This window comes from Sediminibacterium sp. C3, from assembly GCF_000508085.1.
Lineage (GTDB): Bacteria > Bacteroidota > Bacteroidia > Chitinophagales > Chitinophagaceae > Sediminibacterium.
The window spans coordinates 1,397,616-1,414,779 of the sequence record NZ_KI669560.1 but is presented as its reverse complement, the minus strand read 5'-3'; the positions used below and the strand labels follow the sequence as shown (position 1 = coordinate 1,414,779).

The window sequence follows — 17,164 nt, the reverse complement described above, 5'->3', positions numbered from 1 at the left end:
ATAGTTAAATTACAAAAGTAGCAACTGCCCCTGCGTTTAATTCTGCGCTCAGCCATTTCTGAGCATGCCGAATATTGAAGCTAGCTGTTTTAGATCCACTGTTTAGTACAATAACTACTTTCTTTCCGGTAGGAGTAATGAAAGCGGCTGAATAGAAGTCACCGGCAAAACTAGATGCAATTCTAACAGAACCAGCTGGAACAAATTTAGAGGCATGGGCAATAATATAATAACTCACATTTCTGGTTACGGTAGAACCAAAAATGTTCAGTGCGCCCTTACACTCAGTACAACCGCCAGGGGTATGCATAGATAAATCAGGGGTATTTGCTAAATTCCATTCCAACGCAACTTTACTATGATTACGTACAGAACCAATGATAACGTTTTTAATATGCCACATTAAATCTCCTCCAAATTGACCGTTTTTACCAGTCCACTGTTCTGTAAAATAAATTGCCTTATCTGGATGAGCCGCTTTAACTACTGATAAAGCACTGATATCTCCACTATACAAATGAAAGGCAGATCCATCTATATACTGCTTGGCTTCAGGGTCATTCAATATTGAAATAGGATAGTTTGGATTGTCACAATTATGGTCCCAGATAATAACTTTTGTAGTTATCTTATTCTTCTTGAAAGCTGGCCCTAAATGATTCTTGATAAAATCTGCCTGTTCAGAAGCAGACATTAAAAGGCTGGGGTTATTACCTCCGTGCTGAGGTTCATTCTGAATAGTGATGGCATCAACCTCAATACCTCTTTGTTTCATTGTCTGCAGATATTTAACAAAATAGTTGGCATAAACACTATAATATTTAGGTAGTAAAAAACCACCAATACTGCTTTGATTACTTTTCATCCATACGGGTGGACTCCAGGGTGAGCCCATGAACTTAATTGTAGGATTAATCGCTTGTATTTGTTTTATTATTGGTATAAGATCTATTGTATCCATGGAAAGAGAAAATTGATTCAACATGGTGTCCGTTTGACCAGCTGGAAGGTCATTGTAACTAAAAACAGTCTGACTAAGATCAGAAGCTCCAATACTGATTCTGAGATAAGAAATACCAATAGCATCTTCTGAGTTCCCAAACAATTCTTTCAGTAAACTCAATCTGGTCCCTGCATCCATTTGGTTAATAAGGTAAGCACTTCCTCCAGTTAAAGTATACCCAAATCCGTCTATCTCCTGAAAGCGTTGAGAGCTATCAATATCAATAACAGGATGCGCATTATTTACATTCCCTGTGAACAAAGCAATAGTCTGCTTCTTTAAAAGTACAGATTGATCAGCATTTGTAACCCAATAAAAAACAGTTTCCGTGGCCGGTGCGTCAATATTCACTTCCTGTTTCTTTGCACAGAAAAAAGAGAATATGGCTATTCCCAAAAAAGACATTTGCTTCATAAGGATAAAATTCAGATTCACGATAATTATATTTATTGAAAGAATAATAACGAATTGTTATTCCTGGATATCACCAATATTTTCTTGCCATCTTTACCCATAATCCATTTGGCATCCCGAAATTCACCAACCAATTCATTGAAAGAATTTTCTTTAGAAACAGAAACCAATTGCTTATCTATGGAAAAAGCCGTAGGATACAATCCATCATATTGTCCCTCGTAAGGTATAACACCATAAAAATTCCCACAGGCTAAATACAATGGCAGCTTCCCATTTGATAAAGAGGTAAATGAAAAAACAGGCGCAAGCTGTAATTGTTTTGGCAAGGAATGTTGAATAAACCCTCCCTTTGTATCGTTAATAAAATAGGAAGTACTCAGTGTTTCCACTTTTAACTCCTGATAATCCTTGAATAAATCATAGAACATATACTGAACTGTTTTCCCTGCTACCTCACTGTATTTTAAATAAGCTTTTTTTAAAACAGGCAGGGCCCTTTCCAACTCATCTTTTGCCAAAAAAGTGTATTCCTTCCCTTCTCTCGTATAGCATAATATTTGCTCAACAGATCCATTAGAATCAAAATCTTTGATGTATAACTTTAGCGGATTATTTTTTGAAACATTGAGCTTACTGTTTTCGCCCCAGTTTCCTGCAAAAAAATCTATATACCCGTCTCCGTTAATATCAGCAGAAAAGACAGATTGCCACAATCCGCTTGTTCCTGCAATCTCTTTTTTAATAAATTTTCCTTTGGCATTTTCAAACAATGTAATATTCATCCACTCCCCTGTTACTACAATATCTTGCCATCCGTCTTTATTAAAATCGATTGTAGTTGAACTGGTTGCAATGCCCAAAGCCGTTGCATCAATTGTGTTTTTATTCGCTAATGAAAACTTTCCATTCCCGTCATTCAACAATAAATAGGAGGACTGTGGAATACCAAACATTTTGGCATTGGCCAAACCAGTAACAAAAAGATCAATATCCCCATCTTTATCATAATCAGCATGAGTAAGAGAAGACTTATTATAAGCCAAGGAAGGAATAAGACTGTCAGCCACCATAAATCCCCCTTTTTTATCATTCAAATAAAAGTGGTCGAGCAATGCAGGGTTACCATCATCGTACTGATTCCCACCACTTACAATATATAAGTCGGGGTATCCATCCTTATTGGCATCAAAGAAATTTGCATCTACTTTTTCAGCATGCAAAGACATTCCCGCATTCGGCAATATCAGTTGTGAAAAACCCCCATCTTTTTTTTGAATCATTATTACGTTGGGTTGCTCTGAAGCTCCACAAACAAAAAAATCATCCAGCCCATCCTTATTAATATCGGCAACGGTCAACTTAGGTCCTCTGGTAGATTGTTTGTGAGGTATTAAATATTGCCTGTTCTGGTCAATAAAATCATTCTCTTTATGTTGCCAGTTCAGGTTTACCTGATTGGTAATATTGGTTAAATCAGATGGTTGTTTCTTAAAGAATTCGTTGTACACAAAATTCCCTTTGGCGTTGATCTGATCCACTTTCATCAAACCAGATTTGATATTAGATTTAATCACTTGATATTGCTGATTGGGCCAAATCACCAGAATACTGTCAGGCAGTTTTCCATCGGCTAAACCAAAGTGTAAAAAAGGTGTACTAGAAGATTGAAACCCCCTTGTCAACATTAGTTGCTGATACTGCAATTCAGCACCCTGAAACAAATATACTTTTGCCCCAATTCCAAAAGTATTTGCATTGTTTCCTTTAAATGAAAAAGCAAGATGATTGGTATTGGCATGAATATTCTTCAAAATAACAGCCGGTGCATTTATTGGATTAATCACAAGATCGAGTAATCCATCATTGTTTAAATCAGCGTAGGACGAACCGGTAAAGTATCCTTTCAATTTGGCTATTCCCCAATCTTCACTAACATCTGTAAATTCCATTTTACCATCTCCCTTAAAAAGAAAGGGATGACTTGCCCCATCAGGCATTTTATCAATAACTTCCTGATCAAATTTATCAGTAATATCTAGCCCCTTATTAGACTTCATATCACTTACAAATTGAACATAATCCAGGTCTACTGGTCTTTTTACAATTCCACTTGAAATAAACAAATCCTTCTTACCATCATTATCAAAATCTGCAAATAGAGGAGCCCAGCTCCAGTCAGTTGCTGACACCCCACTCAAAATGCTATTGTCGGTAAATGAAATCCCATTACCATTGTTGGTTTGCAGAACATTTTTTGAAAATTGCTTTTGATAGCCATTTCTATCAATTTTAAAATTGTAGATGTCCATATTTTCATCGCTACCATATGTCTTGAGAATTTTTTCATCCTTTGGCAACATATCTACTGTAATCAAATCCAATTGACCATCATTATTATAATCAGCAACATCATTCCCCATACTGAACCTGCTGTAGTGTCTGAAATGATTAGACCCCATTTCGGAAAATGTACCATTTTGATTGTTCACATAATAATAGTCGTTCTCATGAAAGTCGTTTCCAACATAAATATCATCCCATCCATCATTATTAAGATCTGCAATAGCTACACCCAGACCATAACCCAGATTACTCTGAAATATACCTGCATTAGCAGATACATCCGTAAACTTTCCGGTCGCATTCAAATCGTTTCTATACAGTCTATCTCCGGATAAAGAATCATATACATTTCTATTAACAACATTTATTACATTGGAATGTGGCTTATGAGATTGATTAAGAATAAAACAATCTAAATCACCGTCGCGATCATAATCAAAGAAAACAGATTGAGTACTAAAACAAGCTGTATTTAAATTGTACTTTTCAGACTGTTCTTCAAATACATTTTCCCCTTTATTTATGTATAACTCGTTATGTCCTTTAAGACCATATTTATTGCTCACTGTTGAAACATAGATATCCAACAATCCATCGGCATTCACATCAGCCATCGTAACACCAGAACACCAATCAGAAATTCCAGCCACTCCTGCCTGCTTCGTAATGTCTTCAAATACAAAATTTCCCTTATTCAGGTATAATTTATTGCTGCCTTTACTATTAGCCGTAAAATAAATATCAATCAAACCATCATTATTAATATCTCCCGTAGCTACGCCTCCGCCATTATAGAAATAAAGATAATACAGGATGCTTAGCCCATCTCTTTCTTTTATCTCATTTGTAAAATCTATATTGGAAACAGAAGAAGAAACCTGAGTAAACTTTTGATTACCATTTTTACAGGAAAGCAATAAGATTAGCATGCTAATCACTACCGAAAAGGCAGATGTTAAACTAAATTTACCTATTCTCATACTATCTCTATATTAAACAGTAAAGGACTGATTCAAATATGACCAGCCCTTTACCTTATCATTAAACTGCCAATAACTATTGTTTAGCTGCATACAATGAAGCAACTTCCGTTGCAGTCAATGCTTTGCCATATAATCTAAACTGATCCATAGCCCCTGTGAATGAACTAATCCATCCATCAGTTGGTCCGGTAATATTTGCATGCTTGTTCCATCCACCAATTACCAAATTGGTTGCCTGAGAAAAGTTTACAGCTCCTCTTGGATTGCCTGCATTCTTTGCATCAGTTTGTGTTGGAGTAAGTCCAGTTACCAATGCACCATCAAAATAATAATTCATTTTTGAGGTAGTATGGTCATAAGCATATACAATATGATGCCAATTACCATCGAACATTGGTTTTACAAAATCACCTTCCAGCCACTGATCCATTAAACCAAATTTCATAGTTGCCTTAGTAGCTGTCTGGTTTTCTACTAAAACAAATGCCGCACTGTGATGCCAGCCATATGTGTCATCTACCAATGAAAACAGAAACTCAGTACGTCCGGCCTGGGCAGCATTTTTTAGCCATAAAGCAATACTGAAGCTGCTTGTTGATTTAAAATCATTGGCAGATGGATACAATAGTGCTTTCCCATCAGCACCCTGAACTGCCTTTCCTGAAATACCAGAAATAGACGCCAAAGGATTGGCTGAAGCAAATGTGGCTCTAATACTATCTACTGCATTCATCAATGGATTGGATGTACTTCCGTCAAATGCCGTATAAAACTTTAATGGGCCACCGGGGGGATTGGCATCTTTAACATAGTTTCCTAATGCCGGGCGATCCATTTTTTGACAACCTGTTAAAACAAATGTGTTCAATGCGATAGCAGCGGCGATAAATATTTTAAAATTATTTTTCATTACATTTTTTTTGTGAGTGAACATTAAAAAAATACAATTACCATTCTGGATTTTGTACCAGCAAACCACCTGATTTATCTATTGCAGGCTGAGGAATTGGATAGAACCTACATTTATTGGTATAGCCCAAAGGTCCAAGAACAGTAAGTGCATCACCCCATCTTACAAGATCAAAAAATCTCTCACCTTCAACACCAAACTCAACTCTTCTCTCTTGTTTAATAATATTACGCATTGCCAATTGTGTGGTAAAACTGATATCCGTCAACCCTGCTCTGTTTCTAACTGCATTAACTAAAGGAGCAGATTGTGCACCATTACCCATTTCATTCATACATTCTGCTGCCATAAGCAATACATCCGCATAACGAAATACCCGCTTATTGATCCAGCTAGGATTATCGGACTGACCAGTAGATGCTCTGTAGGCAGGATCTGCATAAATCTTTTTATTCCAGTATTTTCTTGGTAAAGGACCAGCAGGCACATCAAAAGTAGAGCCGGGAAGTACTCTCCCATAACCACCCGTTGATGGATCATCAGACTGACCAGAGAATAAAATGGTAGATCCTTTTCTAACATCTCCAGCTTCATAAGCACCTACTAAATTATCGGTAGGCGTATTCCATCCCCAGCCTAAATTCCATCCGCTTGCATTGGAACCACGAACACCCTGTGTAGTAGCATACTGACATCCATTATTAATAGACCCATTTGGACTTACATATGCCTGAATTTCAAATATAGACTCACTACTATTTTCTCCGGCATCCTTGAATATACCATAGTAACTGCTATATAAAGAATAAACGCCAGAAGAAATAACCTGTTGAGACAAACTCAATGCCTGAGACCAGTTTCCTCTGAACAAATGTGCTTTTGCATGCAGCGTTTTTGCCGCACCACTGGTAAGTCTGCCCGGATATTGATTACCCCAAACAGTTGGTAGATTAGCAGCTGCATAAGTAAGGTCAGCATCTATCAGTGCATAAATAGCAGAAGCCGGTGATTTAGCAATATTGGCCTGAGAAGCAGTATAAACGCGGAAATCAATTTTAGGAACGTCTCCGAAACTTCTAACCAAATCAAAATAAGCGAACGCTCTGAAAAATCTTGCTTCTGCAATATTATTAGCAGAGGCTGGATCAGTCAATTTAAGTGAATCAGCAGTTTGAATGGCAGTATTTGCCAGATTAATTAGTGCATAATGATCATCCCAGTAGGTATTGGTAGCCCAAAGATCTTTTACATACTGGTATCTGTCAAAAGGAGCAACCCATTCAGCTCCATCAGAAGGATCTGATCCTTTTTCAGAATCGTCCGATCTGAAATCGTGCATAGCCAACCATGGAATGGTGGTAAAACCTGCACTGTTACGTAAGTTACTGTACAATCCATAAACCTGTCCTTCCAAACCACCTTGATTCAAATCATCAAGGGTTGCAGTTAGCGGTTTACGATCAAGAAATTTACTGCAACCTGCAAGCACCAATAACATTGATGATATAGTTAGCAGGGAGAATAATATTTTAATATGCTTTTTCATAAATTATAATAATTTAAAAGACTTAGAATGTTACATTAATTCCAAAAGTGGTAGTCAACGGAATGGCACCGCCGGCATTGTCTACGCCAAATGAAATGGCGCTTCCACCAAATTCAGGTGTATAACCAGAATTTCTTTTCCAGGTATTAAAGTTTTGAACATTCACAAATGCTCTTAATGATTTTATTTTAGCTCTGTTCAGGAATGAAGAAACTACGTTGTATCCAAGCTGGATATTTCTGATTCTGAAATAGCTACCATCTTCAATATTGTAAGTAGATGCTTCATAATTAACTCTGTGGTCCTGAGCCAAAATAGGATCCCAGTTGGAAGTACCCTCACCATGCCATCTGTTCATCTTAAACGAAGCATAATTCACTCGTTGGAAAGGTGATTCTGTACCACCCCAGTTTCTGAAAATTTCATTACCATAAACACCTCCCAAATCAATACCGAAATCCAGATTCTTATACTTTACAGAAATGCTACCTCCATAGGCAAAGTCAGGAGTTGGATTCCCAATCATGGTTCTGTCAGCTGTATTTATTTTACCATCACCGTTAATATCTTTGTATTTTAAGTCGCCGGGACCATAAGAGAACTCAGTATTAACCGGAGAAGCCAGCTTATCAGCATAAGATTGATAAATGCCTTCTACTATATAACCATAGAAATAACCAATTGGCAATCCTACTGTTGTTCTGTTTACGCCATTTACAATAGAGAACTCCTTGGTAGCAAGTGATTCAACCTTATTCTTATAAGTAGTGAAATTACCATTTACAGTGATAGAAAGGTCTTTGTTGATATCCTTAGTATAGCTTGCAGACAATTCAATACCGCTGTTTCTGATACTACCGATATTATCCAATCCATTAGACACACCCTGACTACCAGGAATAAATGTCATTAAATCTTTAGTAAGTTTATTGAAGTAATTAATTTCAACGTGTAACTTATTCTTTAAGGCATTGAATTCTACACCCACTTCTTTAGCGTGTACAGTTTCCCATTTCAAATTTGGATTAGGCAAATAGGATTGTGAGAATGCGTTGTAAACCAGGTTGCCAAAAACTGCAGCATTACCTGCAACTAAGCCTGGATAAAAAGGATAATCATACCCATAGGTATTCTGGTTACCCAAAACCCCGATTGAGGCTTTTAATTTTACATAGTCAAAAACATTCTGATTCTTGAAGAAATTTTCTCTACTAATTTCCCATGCACCCCCAATAGCCCAGAAATTCTGCCAGCGGTTGTTTGGTGAAATCTGAGAAGAACCATCTCTTCTGATTGATGCATTCAGGTAATATTTACCCTGATAATTATACAACACTCTTAACAAAGCAGAAGCAGTTGTTCTTTCTCGCTGGTCAGAATTGGAAATCTTGGTAGTTGGATCCGTAAATCCATTATTTATGAACCAAAAACGATTATCATCCGGTATTGCAGCACCAGTAGCACTTTGTCTGGCAGCCGCTGACCTGTTGAAATTACCGTAGTAATAAGTAGTCCATCCAGCCATTGCAGTTAAACTATGATCTCCGAAACTCCTTCTGTAATTAAGAATAAAATCTTGCTGGAATTTCTTATAAGACTGATCCGATTCAGAAATAGTTGTAGTACGGCTATACAAAAATGGCCTCTTAATTGCAGCGTCGTAAGCATTGTACATAGGTGTATACTGACGAGTATTTACATTACTGATATCAGCATAAAAACTTGCTCTGAAAGTAAAATCTCTCAAGAAGTTCACTTCTCCAAAAACACTACCCACTGTTCTGTATTCAACACTCTTGGTTTTGTCCCATTCATTTTCAAGTTGAATTAAAGGATTCACAACACCTGAGTTCTGAATAGAAGGTAATTCGTAATACAAATTCTGAACAGTACTATCTAACCCGTATGGGTTCTTCGCTTTTACAGCAATAGTTCCATCACTAACCAAAGGAATTACTTTTCTTGCCTGATCCAGAATATAAGTTGCATTATAAGGATTAACCTGTCTGGTAGCATTAAAGTTTACTCCAAGCTTAATGGCTTTATTCAATTTAACCTCATCATTAAAAGAAAGTTGAAATCTTTCCAGTTTTTCATGCTTGATTAATCCTTCGTCACCTGTATAACCAATTCCAAAATTGAACTTATTCTTTTCAGTACTAGAAGCTAAGCTCAGATTACTACTACTGAATGTCCCTGTGCGCGTAACTGCATCAATCCAATCTGTATTGGCAGTCCAGTTACTGTAATCGAAAGGAGAAGTAACACCAATATTTGCTTTTTCTTCTTCGTACAGGGTTTTAAACTGCTCACCGCTAACTAATGCAATTTTATTTACCAGTTTTTTAAACCCATAAGTAGAATTGAAATTAATCACTACCTGACCTGCTTTCGCTCTTTTAGTTGTGATTGCAATAACCCCTGCTGCACCTCTTACCCCGAAAATAGCAAGAGATGAAGGGTCTTTTAAAATTTCAATTGACTCAATATCATTCGGGTTGATATAATCAATATTGTCATTGAACACTCCATCCACAACATATAAAGGTCGAACAGATCCGATACTGATAGTACCTCTGATTCTGATATCTGGAGCTGCACCAGGAGTACCATTATTTACAACGGACAAACCTGCTACTTTACCTTGCAAAGAAGCAACGGGATTGGTGTTAGGTTTATCAGCAACTTCCTTTCCTGAAATTTTCACAATAGAACCAGTTAAATCTCTTTTGCTGGCAGATCCATAACCAATTACAACCACTTCGTCCATTTTCTTAACAGCAAGTGACAGTTGCACATCAATGATAGCTTTTCCTGCAACTTTCACTTCGGTTGTTTCATAACCAATACTACTGATAACCAGGGTAGCATTTTTATCAACAGTAATTTTAAAATTACCATTGTTGTCTGCAAATGTTCCATTATTGGTTCCTTTTTCCAAAATAGAAGCACCCGATAAGGTTTCTTTGTTATCCCCTACAATTTTACCGGTAATAGCAATTTTATCATTTTCAACTTCATTGGTCGAAATAATGGCAAATAAATTTCCTCCCAGTTGTTTGTATGTCAGGTTGGTTCCTGCAAACAAATCGTTAAGAGACTGTCCAATGGTCCAGTTAATAGCGTTAAAGTTTACTTTATTCTTAAGGTCCTTTAAGTCAGAATTATACAAAAATCGAAAATACCCTTCATTTTCAATTTGCTTTAAGACCTTTTTGATCTCTGTTTTGTTTGTTTTTACACTGACTTTTTGTCCTAGAGAGGTAGTTGCACTTACCTGCATAATTGATACCAAGGTAATTACAATGGCAAGCTTCATAATGAGCAAGGTTTTGAGAAGCGTCCTGCGCCACTTTTTGTGGCCAAGAACTACACTTTTTTGCATAATTTTGATTTTGGTTATAAAAGAATGCAACGCCTATGGATTTTATCCATAAGATTGCTGTGCTTTTAGCGGGAAATGCTGCAACATTTCCCGTTTTTATTATTTTTTACTGATAGTTATAATATTGTTTTTGATTTCATAATTAAAAGGGATTAATAATTGAAGGTCACGCAAAGCCTCATCAATTGTTTCGTCTACAAATGATCCGCTTAGTCGAATATTTTCAATGTCTTCGTTAGCCAGATTAATTTGAACATTATACCAACGTTCAAGTTTTTTTACAATGTCTTTTACCTTTTCTTCTTCAAAAAGTATTTTGTTATACACCCATGATGTTTCATGTATACTGGAATCAGCTAATGTTTTAGAGATAGGAACTACCTGCACATTAAAAGAGGTTTCCCGAATTTCTTTTATCTCTGCTCCCGCTATCACCTCTTTCTTCGCATTAACAGTGCTCTCCTTATTGAAAATAATTTTTTCATGAGGCTTCAACATTAACTTAGGAGCATCTTTTTGATTTCTGTTGATCACTTCAATGGAGCCCTGAATCAGTGTAGCTTCAATGGTTTCATCCACTGAATATGCTTTCACATTAAAAACAGTTCCCAATACATGAATATCTATGTCTGAAGTATGTACAATAAAGGGTCTGGAGGGATTATGAACGACGTCAAAGTAAGCCTCGCCATCCAACATCACCTCTCTGTATTTTCCATTTAAATTTTCATCATAAGTCAACTTGCTTCCTGAATTAATCCAAACCTGGGTTCCATCAGGTAATACAATTTTTGACTTAGACCCCTTACTAACAATCACTTCATTCTGAGGCTTGCTTTTAGCAAGGGCAGGAAGCTCTGATTTGCTGAAAAGAGTATTGAAAAGAAAGAATGCACCAATACTTACTGCAGCAATTGAAAAGGCTACCTTGATCCACCTGGCAATTTTTGGTTGCTTAGTTTCAATATGAATAAAATCGTTGGCAATCTCATCATCTACCATATCAAAATCCTGAACCTGTGCTTTAAGTCTGTTCACATGATTGAGGTAATGGTCTTCCTGATTTTGCTTATTGGAGCTAGAAGTTTTAGGTGTATTGGATGCGAAAAAATCGGTTAGTCTGTCATGAGAAGCCAGAAAATCTTGATTTGAACTTATATAATCCTGCAATTGCTTCAATTCCTCCTCAGAAGCTTCGCCGAAAATCTTTTTCGTAAGCAGAATCCAAAATCGTTCTTCTTTCATGGCAAGTATATGGTCAGAATAAGGACAAGCCAAAAGCAGAAATACCCCTAAAAGGGATAAAAAATTATTTTTTGGCTAAAATAGAGTGGATCTCAGGGAATTCATGTTTAAACTCCAAACATTGACGAATTCTTCGTAGCGCAATTGCCATTTGAGACTCAACGGTTTTAACAGATACATCCAGCAGCTCGGAAACTTCCTGGTATTTTAATCCGTCTTCCTTTATTAGTTTAAAGATGATTTTGCATTTTGGAGGTAAGGCATTCACTGCATCCATAATTTTTTGAGTCAGCTCAGCAGAGATGGCCAATTCCTCCGGATTAAAAAATACACTTTCCAGTTGCATTGAAAAATCATCTATTTGAAGCGATGCCTTCCGCTTATTTATTTTCAAGCGGTTCAAAGCAAAGTTTTTCGTTCCAATCAGCAGATAAAGCCTGGGGTTTTCTAACCGCTTTAAATTTTTTCTTTTCATCCATAAATTAATAAAAAGATCAGAAACCACTTCTTCTGTATCTTCAGAAGACTTAAGTATGGCAAAAGCAAACCCATAAAGGCTTTCATGCAATGACACAAACAGCGCCTTATAAGACTTTTCGCAATCTCTTGCAGAGATGGCTTCAAGCAATTCATTAATTTCTACATTGGACAGCACGAAAGCAATTGAGTAATGAAGCTACAAATTAAATAATAATATTGAGAAAAATTTAACAGTCAAATATGAGTTTTATCATGTAAAAACGGTAATTAAGACTTTATTAATCTTTTAATTTTGCCATTCGCAATCAAATCATAAAATAGTCTCATGTACATTTCTGCTTCAGAAGCCATTCAAAAAATCAATACCGACCAAAAAGTATTCCTGCACGGAAGTGCGGCTACTCCAATCAGGTTAATCAATGAACTGATTGCACAAAAAGACCGATTGTATAATGTAGAATTAATAAGTATAACCCAACAGGGTGTAGACTTGAATGACCCTTCGCTGAAAGGACATTTTTACATGAATTCGCTTTTTGTTTCTGAAAGCAACCGAAAAGCCATCAGCATGGGTATGGGGGATTATACGCCTGTTTTCCTAAGTGAAATTCCTTTGTTGTTCAATAGAAATATTTTACAGGTTGATGTAGCAATAGTAACAGTGTCCCCGCCTGACAAACACGGCTACTGTTCACTTGGCACTTCAGTAGATATTGTAAAATCTGCTTTACGCTCAGCAAAAACAGTAATTGCACAGGTAAATCCAAATATGCCAAGAGTGCACGGAGATGGATTTATTCCTTTCTCAAAAATAGATTTTGCCGTATGGACAGATGATCCACTTCCGGAAGTTAGCTATGCAAAAGGGTTGACAGATGTACATGAAAAAATAGGAAAAATCGTAGCTGAATTAGTAGAAGACGAGGCAACCCTTCAGTTGGGGATCGGAAGTATTCCGGATGCGGTTTTAAAAAATTTAACCAATCATAAAAACCTGGGATTGCATACAGAAATGTTTTCCGATGGTGCCATACCGCTAATTCAGAATGGCACCATTAATAACAGCAGAAAGAAAATTGTAAAAGGATATTGTGTTACTTCCTTTATGTTGGGAACCAAAGCACTCTATGACTTTGCCGATGACAATCCAATTATTAAGGCACTCGATATAGACTATGTAAACGACCCAAGGGTTTTAAGTCTGAATAAGAAAGTAACTGCCATCAACAGTGCCATTGAAATAGACCTAACTGGTCAAGTATGTTCAGATTCAATAGGCATGTATCAATATTCGGGGATTGGAGGACAGATGGATTTTATTAGAGGGGCTGCTTTATCAGAGGGAGGAAAACCAATCATTGCCCTTCCTTCAGTTACCAACAAAGGCATTTCAAGAATTGTACCTTACCTAAAACAGGGGGCTGGCGTTGTTACCACACGGGGTCATATTCATTGGGTAGTAACTGAATACGGTGCTATCAATTTATTCGGTATGAATATGGCACAAAGAGCCAAAGCACTAATCAGCATTGCACATCCGGATCATCGGGAAGAACTGGAACGGGCAACAGTAGAGAGATTCAAGTGTTAGTCAACCCGCTCTGCCTTTAGATAAAAATTAGAATCAACTTCAAATTGGTTATCTTTTTTGAACCCGTTAAATACCGAGGTTTTCCATGAAACAGCAGGGTAAATCCATTCCCGTCCTGATAAATTGGTTTTAACTGGCATTGTAAAATCAGTATTGCAATTGATAAACCTGTATCGAATCTGATTCCCTTTGATTGCATATTGAAGTACAGGAACTTCTGTAGTTCTTAAATATTGATCAAAAAATGGTTTCAGTTGCAACCGGGTTTCCCGGATAAAATAATTCTCGATAGCATTGGAGGAAGTTACCTGATGATAAAACTGCTTGTTCAGCTTTTTTAATATTGTTATAAAGCGGGCATCATCAGACAACATAGTTTTTATCATATGCAATACGGCCCATCCCTTTACATAGTTATCCTGACCACCATCTTCATTAATCCCATAGCGACCAATTATCGGTTTGTCATTTTCAATTGTCCTGAACCTTCCCTGCATGAAGGCATTTCCCGCATCTGCTCCCCAATAATGGGCAATCACCAGTTCTTCTGCCAAACCAACAAAACCTTCCTGAATCCATCTATCGGCAATATCACTGGCTGTTATACTATTACCAAACCATTCATGGGCAGTTTCATGAACCAGAATGCGATCCGTTTTTTTTCCCCATCCTGTATTGGATATATCCCCTCCTTTCAAGTTGGTTCCTTTTCGGTAAGAACTTCCATACGCAATGGCACTCTGATGTTCCATGCCTATATATGGTGCATCAACCATTTTAAATCCATCCTGATAAAAAGGATACGGACCAAAACTATGTTCCAACGCAACAAGTGTACTATCGGTCTGGGGCATCAAATGTTCAATTGCCTTTTGGCGATTGTAATCCAGCACCCAGAAATCCGTACTTAATTCTCCCTTTATACCTTTAAACTTTCCAGACAATTGAACATACTTACCAATATAAAAAGAAATGCCATAATGATTGATTGGACTCTTTACCTGCCAACGGTACAAGGTTTTACCTACAGCCATTTTTTGCTCCAGCATTAATCTCCCATTACTTACCGCCATTAAACTATCCGGAACAATTACAGATACTGTTGCTCCATTTTCAGGTTCATCCGCTAAATGATTCTTACAGGGAAACCAGAGACTGGCACCTTTGTATTGACAGGCAACTGAAATCCAAGGTCTGCCAAGTGAATCACTAGACCAGACCATACCGCCATCCCAGGGAGCATGAAGAGATTCAACAGGTTTACCTGAATAATAAATACTGATTTGCTTTTTTGAAACCTGCTTTTGTCTGTTTACCTGCAGATACCAGAAATCACCAACTTGTCTAAATGGAACTTTTTTCCCATCCTGTATTACACTGTCAATTCCCAATGGAAATACCAAATCAATCTGCATCTCCGATATGAGCCTATTATGGGCAATACCATAAGTTATTGTATTAACTCCATTAAGTCGTTTATTTACCCAATCTGGTTGAACAGTTAAATCGTAGTGCAGCAAATTCCACCAGGCTCTTTCAGGCGTGATAGAACCTATTAAGGAATCTTTTTTTTACAATATCCTGTAACAGATTAACAAATGGAACAGGAGCAGACCATTGGGGATTATGATCGGCTTCCAACACAGACACCGGCCATTTGTATTTTCTTGCCTTATCTGCCTGGGTAGAAAAATCGTCTTTGGTTGGATCTTTTCCTTTGTCTACGGTAAGGATATAATGGGTAGGTATTGTCATTCGCTTTGGATTCTTCAGACTGATTTTATCTGTGAATGTTTTAACAGAATGGGGTACATCTTTAGGAGGCGCCTGATCAGGCCTAACCCATTTGGGAACCAGAAATCCATTTTCAATCAAGGGCTTCATGGCTTCCGGTGTTTTGCCCTGTGCAAAAACGCTTTCTCCATCCTCTGGAACAAATGCATCCAGGTAAATCATCTGGGTTATTCTTTCGGGTACACTATCTGCCACACCCGTTATTACCATCCCACCATAACTATGTCCTACCAGCACAATATTTTTCAAGTCTTCAAAAAGAATCATGTTGACTACATCTTTGATATGTGTGTACAAACCTACTTCAGGAGTGGCCAGGTGAACCCGCTCTCCCTGACCCGTTAAGGATGGGCGATAAACAAGCGCACCTTTGGCAGTAAGCAGAGAATCTACTTTTTTAAATGCCCAGCTTCCCCCCCAGGCACCATGTACAATAACATAAGTGGGATTAGAGGAAGATTGTGCATAGCAAGGTTGCAACCAAAATGCTGAAAAAATGAGGAGTAATAACCAAAATATCTTTTTCATAAAAAACATGCTGAACTAAAGATAAAAATTACAAGCCAATAAATCACTTTTCTTGATTTTTTACAATAAATCAGCGTTTCATTGTTACTGTAAATACAAACGCTCAATTCCTAATAAAGTATCCGCAAAAAGATCATACTCCGAAAATAGGAGAATGCTTATCTGGAAACTGGACTAAAACCATTCACATAGTTAAATGAAGGAAACTGTTCATTGAGGTATTTATAAATAATCATAAAAAGATAAATGATTTACTATGTGAAGTAATCATTCAGGAAGTAAATGAACATAATCAAATCATTAACCCTACCTATATTCCATTTACTATTGGAACGGATACAGAAAAATCAAAATGGACAAGATTTGAAATACCGGCGATATTAGATTAGCTCACTCCGTTCGCTGATCCCATTAGGATTCACGTCGTTTCACTCTGTGCCCAAAGGATTAGCTCACTCCGTTCGCTGTTCCATTAGGATTCACGTCGCTGTGCTCCGTGATCCTAATGGGGGTGTACTAAACAAATAAAACCCTTCAGCGCTTCGCGCTGTGTGGTTTTTTATTTCTCGCCCTTACACGAACGAGTTCGCGACGTGCTCCAAATAAAAAACCCCTCGACTTCGTCGAAGGGTTTTTTTGTTTCGTCGGGAAGACAGGATTCGAACCTGCGACCCCCTGGTCCCAAACCAGGTGCGCTACCGGCCTGCGCTACTTCCCGTGAACCGTTCATGATTTTCGCCGGAGAAAATCAATCTTTTTAGTTTGCTCGCAGATTATTGAAAGATAATCTGCGGTGAGGGCGGGATTCGAACCCGCGGTACAGTTTAACCCGTACGGCAGTTTAGCAAACTACTGATTTCAGCCACTCATCCACCTCACCGTCCTTACTCCTTTCGGAGAGGGATGCAAAAGTAAGTTTCCTGAGGATAACTGCCAAAA

10 protein-coding genes and 2 tRNA genes are annotated in these 17,164 nt (G+C 37.5%); 1 reads left to right on the top strand and 11 read right to left on the bottom strand.

The features are described 5' to 3' along the window. Nucleotides 1–4 precede the first annotated feature (4 nt). The 7 genes from F777_RS0106525 to F777_RS15985 form a co-directional block, all read right to left on the bottom strand. Nucleotides 5–1,417 (bottom strand): glycoside hydrolase family 30 protein, encoded by a 1,413-nt coding sequence (locus F777_RS0106525; RefSeq protein WP_037369184.1) that lies wholly within the window; start codon nt 1,415–1,417, stop codon nt 5–7. 32 nt (nt 1,418–1,449) lie between these two features. Continuing rightward, nucleotides 1,450–4,743 carry an FG-GAP-like repeat-containing protein gene (locus F777_RS0106520; RefSeq protein ID WP_051408480.1) on the bottom strand — a complete coding sequence of 1,098 codons (3,294 nt, stop codon included), beginning with the start codon at nt 4,741–4,743 and terminating at the stop codon, nt 1,450–1,452. A 76-nt stretch (nt 4,744–4,819) separates the two neighbouring features. Then, nucleotides 4,820–5,656 carry a LamG domain-containing protein gene (locus F777_RS0106515; RefSeq protein WP_161631494.1) on the bottom strand — a complete coding sequence of 279 codons (837 nt, stop codon included), beginning with the start codon at nt 5,654–5,656 and terminating at the stop codon, nt 4,820–4,822. A gap of 37 nt (nt 5,657–5,693) precedes the next feature. Further along, entirely contained in the window at nt 5,694–7,202 is a 1,509-nt protein-coding gene (locus F777_RS0106510) for a RagB/SusD family nutrient uptake outer membrane protein (RefSeq protein ID WP_026751331.1), read from the bottom strand. A 22-nt stretch (nt 7,203–7,224) separates the two neighbouring features. Next, a complete protein-coding gene (locus F777_RS0106505; protein WP_051408478.1) occupies nt 7,225–10,587 on the bottom strand; it encodes a TonB-dependent receptor in 3,363 nt (1,120 codons plus the stop codon). 99 nt (nt 10,588–10,686) lie between these two features. Further along, nucleotides 10,687–11,832 (bottom strand): FecR family protein, encoded by a 1,146-nt coding sequence (locus tag F777_RS0106500; protein WP_026751329.1) that lies wholly within the window; start codon nt 11,830–11,832, stop codon nt 10,687–10,689. A gap of 64 nt (nt 11,833–11,896) precedes the next feature. Then, nucleotides 11,897–12,487 (bottom strand): RNA polymerase sigma factor, encoded by a 591-nt coding sequence (locus tag F777_RS15985; protein ID WP_071790311.1) that lies wholly within the window; start codon nt 12,485–12,487, stop codon nt 11,897–11,899. Nucleotides 12,488–12,637: 150 nt separating this feature from the next. Here F777_RS15985 and F777_RS0106490 point away from each other — a divergent pair, with 150 nt between their 5' ends. Continuing rightward, nucleotides 12,638–13,903 (top strand): acetyl-CoA hydrolase/transferase family protein, encoded by a 1,266-nt coding sequence (locus F777_RS0106490; RefSeq protein ID WP_026751328.1) that lies wholly within the window; start codon nt 12,638–12,640, stop codon nt 13,901–13,903. Here F777_RS0106490 and F777_RS15980 read toward each other — a convergent pair. The 4 genes from F777_RS15980 to F777_RS0106470 all read right to left on the bottom strand — a co-directional run bounded on the left by F777_RS15980 (nt 13,900) and on the right by F777_RS0106470 (nt 17,105). Then, entirely contained in the window at nt 13,900–15,423 is a 1,524-nt protein-coding gene (locus F777_RS15980; RefSeq protein ID WP_201767580.1) for a M1 family metallopeptidase, read from the bottom strand. The two genes, F777_RS0106490 and F777_RS15980, sit on opposite strands and share 4 nt — an antisense overlap. Before the next feature lie 16 nt (nt 15,424–15,439). Continuing rightward, a complete protein-coding gene (locus F777_RS15975; protein ID WP_201767579.1) occupies nt 15,440–16,225 on the bottom strand; it encodes an alpha/beta fold hydrolase in 786 nt (261 codons plus the stop codon). A gap of 644 nt (nt 16,226–16,869) precedes the next feature. Next, nucleotides 16,870–16,943, bottom strand: a tRNA-Pro gene (locus F777_RS0106475). A 73-nt stretch (nt 16,944–17,016) separates the two neighbouring features. After that, nucleotides 17,017–17,105 (bottom strand) — tRNA-Ser (locus tag F777_RS0106470). Between the last annotated feature and the right edge of the window lie 59 nt (nt 17,106–17,164).